Consider the following 4,977-nt stretch of genomic DNA (forward strand, 5'->3'; position numbering starts at 1 on the left):
AGCAGTCGTCCGGGGCGTGGAGAGGTGACCGACGATGACGGGACAGACGGACCGGCCACACGACAAGGGCGCGTGATCGTGTGCGACGCACGGTTTTTCCTCCCCTCCAGACCACTGGAAAGGTCAAGGCACGTGCGCCATCGCATCTCCGGCCGCCGGCTCGCCGCAGCCGTTCTCACCCTGACGACCGTCACGGCCGTGACGGGGACCCTCGTCACGGTCCCGGCCGCCGCGGCCGCCCCGACGGTCGTCGCCGGGCCCACGGCCGCCGCCGACGCGGCGAACCTGGCGGTCGACGCCGAGGTCGTCAGCGTCGGTGACACCGGCTACCTCACGTCCCGCAAGGACGAGGCCGGCACCACGATCCTGGAGTGGCACACGTACGGGGACGGCTCGGTGACGACGGTCGGCACCGGGATCACCGGCTACGACAGCAACTCCGACCTCCTCGTGACGGGCGACGGCAGCACCGTCTCCGTACGGGACATGAAGAACGGCGGGGCCTGGCGCGCGTCCTTCAACATCGGGGCCGAATTCCCGTCCGGCAGCACGGAGCTCGTCGGCGTGGTCAACGAGAACCTCTTCGTGAGCGTGTCGACCACCGGGGACTACCACGACCTCTGGCAGCTCTCGAAGGTCAACGGCGTCACCAGGAAGAGCAAGCTCTCCTCCCGTCCCAAGAACATCGACTACAAGGTCGTCGCCTCCCACGGCAACGACTTCGTCGTCCTGGGCAGCGTCCGCGAGCCGTACGTCCCCACCGACCGGATCGTGTACTGGACGGCCACCTCGAACGTGAACAGCGGCTCGGTCGTCGACTGGGGCGGCAGCTCGGGCACCCCCCAGTGGGACCAGTCGTCGACCGGCGCCCTCACCGCCGACTGGAAGGGGTGGGTCCACGCGGCGCAGGAGGGCGGCCTCGAGATCAGCGCGCAGCGGATCGGCACCACGACGGTCGCACGCATCCCCCTGACCGGCGAGCTGACCCGGGCCGTCGTCGCGGGCATCGTCGGGGACACGGTCCTCTACGGCGTCCCGGGCACCGCCACCGCGGAGACGCCGAGCCCGCTGTACGCGCGGAGCCTCACGGACGCGGGCGCCCAGCCGTACAAGGTCCTGGACAACTTCTCCAGCGTGGCCCACGCCCCCGACGGCTCCCTGCTCGTGCGCGGCTTCGGCTCGGAGGGCGACGGTCTCTTCCGGATCACCGGCAGCGGCGGCGCCCGCCCGACGGTCGCGCTCGAATCCACCACCGGCCGGGACATGGTCGTGCGGTTCGCCGACGCCCAGGTCCCCCCCTACGTCGACCTGGAGAAGGCGGGCACCACGCTCCCGACGGAGTGGACCCTGTCGCGGGGCAACGCCACCCTGGACCTCACGCTCACGCACGTCGCCACGGGCAAGAAGCTCACCCAGCGCCTGGCCTCTTCGGGCAACCGTTTCACCTACGCCTGGAACGGCTTCCTGGACGGCATCAGCGCCCCCAACGGCCCCTACACCTGGAAGGCCACCGCCACCCCGACCGACGGCATCGGCGGCCCGGCGAGCATCTCCGGCAGCTTCCAGGTCCTGCGCCGGGCCAACGCGCACGACCTCAACGACAACGGCTCCACCGACGTCATCGCCCGGGACGCCTCGGGCAACCTGTGGCGGGACGACCTCTTCGACTGGCCGGTCGACGGGCAGGTCAGGACCGCCCGCCGGACGAGGATCGGCACCGGCTACCAGGTCTACAAGCAGATCGAGGCCGTCGGCAACATCGCCGGCACCTCCCACGGCGACCTGATCGCCCTGGACGGCTCCGGCTACCTCTGGCACCACCTCGGCAAGGGCGACGGCACCCTGGCCCCGCGCGTGAGGATCGGCGGCGGCTGGGGCGGCTACAAGCAGCTCGCCGGCGGCTCCGACCTCAACGGCGACGGCCGTTCCGACCTCCTCGCCACCGACACCTCCGGCGTCCTGTGGTTCTACAAGGGGACCGGCTCCTCCACCACTCCCTTCGCCCCGCGCGTCCGTGTCGGCGGCGGCTGGGGGATCTACAACCAGATCACGGCCACCGGCAACATCGCCGGCGGCGCCGCCGGCGACCTCGTCGCCCGCGACGCCTCGGGGGTGCTGTGGCTCTACCTGGGCCACGGCAACGGCACCTTCGCGCCCCGGATCCGGATCGGCGGCGGCTGGGGGGCCTTCTCGCAGCTCGTCGGCGCCGGCGACGTCACGAACGACGGCCGTCCCGACCTGATCGCGTACGGGGCGGGCGGCACGTACGTCTACCGCTCCACGGGGTCGACCACGGCCCCGTTCAGCCGCCAGACGACCACGCTGTACGCGGGCGAGGGCACGAAGTTCAACAGCGTCTCCTGACCCGTACGGCCTCTGACCCGTACAACCTCCCGACCACCTCGCATGTCTGACCGGGCGTCGCACGCATGATCGCGTGCGGCGTCCGGTCCACCTGGGGGGAACCTTGAGCTCCGCACGCACCACCCGCCGACACGTCTCGGCCGCCGTCACCACCGTCCTCGCGGTCACCCTCGGCGCCGGCGCGCTGGGCGTCCCGGCGAGCGCCGCGCCCGCGCCCGCGCCCGCTCCCGTCACCGCCTCCGCGGCCGCGGCGACGGCCATCGCCGTCCCGGACGGCATCCAGGTCGTCAGCGCGGGCACCACCGGCTTCCTCGGCCGTCGGATCACCGGGGACTACAACCCCACGTACTACTGGACGAGCTACGCGGAGGGGACGACGACGACCCTCCCCGCCGGGTACGGATACAGCGGCGGCCTGTCGGACTACGTGGTCTCCTACAAGTCGGATTCGAGCAGCTACCAGGTGCGCGACATGTCCGCCCCGGGCAGTCTTGCGGTCGGCCTGTCGTACGGCGACCAGCGCTACAGCCTCGCCGGAGTCGCCGGCCAGTCGCTGGTGATGCACAGGGTCGACGACGCGAACGCGATGGACGTCTTCCTCATGAGCCGCCCGGAGCCGGGCTCCCACAACCCGACGACCCGTGACGTGGCCCTCCCGCCGACCGCGCGGAACCTCCGCGTCCGGGCCACCGCCCTCAACGAGGCGCTGATCCAGTACCAGCAGGCCACCCCGAACGGGACCCAGTACTCCCTCGCCGTCGTCGACCTCGGCACCGGGAACATCCGGGAGACCGTGTCGACCGGCACCACCGCGCCGAACACCGGCATCTACCTCACGGCCACCGACATCGCCTGGGTCGACAACCCGACGGGCAACTCCGCCCGCCTGACGGTCGTCAAGCGCAACAGCGACGGCGAACGGTCCACCGTCCTCCTCGGCTCGACGCCCGCCGCCGCCGACCTCGACCTCGGCATCCTCGGCGGCTGGGCGATGACCACCTGGAAGGGCGGCGGCACGGCCACGTTCCCGTCGTCCAGCTTCCCGCTGACGGCCCGCCGCCTGGCCGACCCCGCCACCACGGTCACGCTCCTCGACCACGTCGACTCGATGGCCACGGCCCCCGACGGCGCGCTGATCGCGCGCGGCGGCTCGGTGACCAACGGCGGCGAGGGCATCTACCGGATCGCCCCCGCCGAGAACGGCGCCCCGGTCGCCACCCTCGTCGCCTCCACGGGCAGGAAGACGCAGCTGGAGTACGTGACGAGCGCCGTCCCCGGCACGGTCGACCTCGACCAGAACGGCGGCCGGGCCACCCTCACCTGGACCCTGAACCGGGGCACCGCCCAGGGCACGGTGACCCTGCGGCACGTGGCCACCGGCAAGCTCGCGCAGTACTCCTTCAACGGCTTCGACGGCTCCTTCAGCGGCACCGGGGTCCTCACCTGGAACTGGCAGGGGCTGGTCGCCAAGACCGTCGGCGGCATCGGCGGCTTCGCGCCCGGCGGCGACTACACCTGGGAGCTGAAGGCCAAGCCGCTCAACGGCATCGGCCCGGACGTCCTGAAGACCGGCACCTTCAAGGTCGCCCGCAAGGCCGGGCTCCACGACTACACGAACAACGGCAGCACGGACGTCCTCTCGCGCGACTCCTCGGGCCGTCTCTTCCGCGACGACACCGTCATGGCCTGGTCCTCCACCGAGGTCTACTCGTCCGAGCGCGTGCAGATCGGCACCGGCTGGCAGGTCTACAACCAGCTGGAGGCCGTCGGCAACATCGCGGGCGCCCCGGCCGCCGACCTCGTCGCCCGTGACGCCTCCGGCGTCCTCTGGGAGTACCTCGGCAAGGGCGACGGCACGTTCGCGCCCCGTACGAAGATCGGCTCCGGCTGGAACGCGTACAACAAGATCACCGGCGGCAGCGACCTGAACGGCGACGGCCGTTCCGACCTCCTGGCCACCGACACCTCCGGCGTCCTGTGGTTCTACAAGGGCACCGGCGACTACCGGGCCCCGTTCGCCACCCGCGTGCGGGTCGGCGGCGGCTGGGGCGTCTACAACCAGATCACGGCCGTCGGGAACATAGCGGGCTCCGCCTCCGGCGACCTGGTCGCCCGCGACACCTACGGCGTCCTCTGGCTCTACCAGGGCACCGGGGCCGGCACGTTCTCCCCGCGGGTCCGGATCGGCTCCGGCTGGGGCTCGTACACCTCCCTCGTCGGCGTGGGCGACTTCGACCGCGACGGCCTGGGCGACCTGTACGCGGTCGGCGCCTCCGGCTCCCGCCTCTACTCGGGCACCGGCAGCGTGACGGGCCCGTTCAAGCCGGCCACGTTCACCTCGGTGCACTCGGACGCGAGTCGCTTCAACGCGATCTTCTGATCGCGTACGGCGTGCGTGACCGGTCCGGCCCCGGGGGCGGGCGCGGCGAGCGCCGCCGCCCCCGGCGCAACCGCACAATTGCCGGACCGGCCGTACAACCTTTCGGTCCTGCCGGCGGTCCTGCGGGCGTGGCGAGACATCGCCCCCCCCCCCCCCCCGGGGGGGGGCCCCCCGTTCCCCCCCCCCCAACCCCCCCCCCCCGCCCCGCCCCGGCCGAGAAAGGAAAAGACAAC

2 protein-coding genes are annotated in these 4,977 nt (G+C 72.2%); both read left to right on the forward strand.

Features of this window, described 5'->3' with window-relative positions:
- The first annotated feature begins 132 nt into the window (after nucleotides 1–132).
- On the forward strand, nucleotides 133–2,364 hold the full coding sequence (locus ABZ318_RS39030) for a VCBS repeat-containing protein (protein ID WP_356907161.1): 2,232 nt from the start codon (nucleotides 133–135) through the stop codon (nucleotides 2,362–2,364).
- 103 nt (nucleotides 2,365–2,467) lie between these two features.
- Nucleotides 2,468–4,744, forward strand: a complete 2,277-nt coding sequence (locus ABZ318_RS39035) for a VCBS repeat-containing protein (RefSeq protein ID WP_356907162.1) — start codon at nucleotides 2,468–2,470, stop codon at nucleotides 4,742–4,744.
- Nucleotides 4,745–4,977 lie beyond the last annotated feature (233 nt).

Source organism: Streptomyces sp. NPDC006197 (assembly GCF_040613865.1).
Taxonomy (GTDB): domain Bacteria; phylum Actinomycetota; class Actinomycetes; order Streptomycetales; family Streptomycetaceae; genus Streptomyces.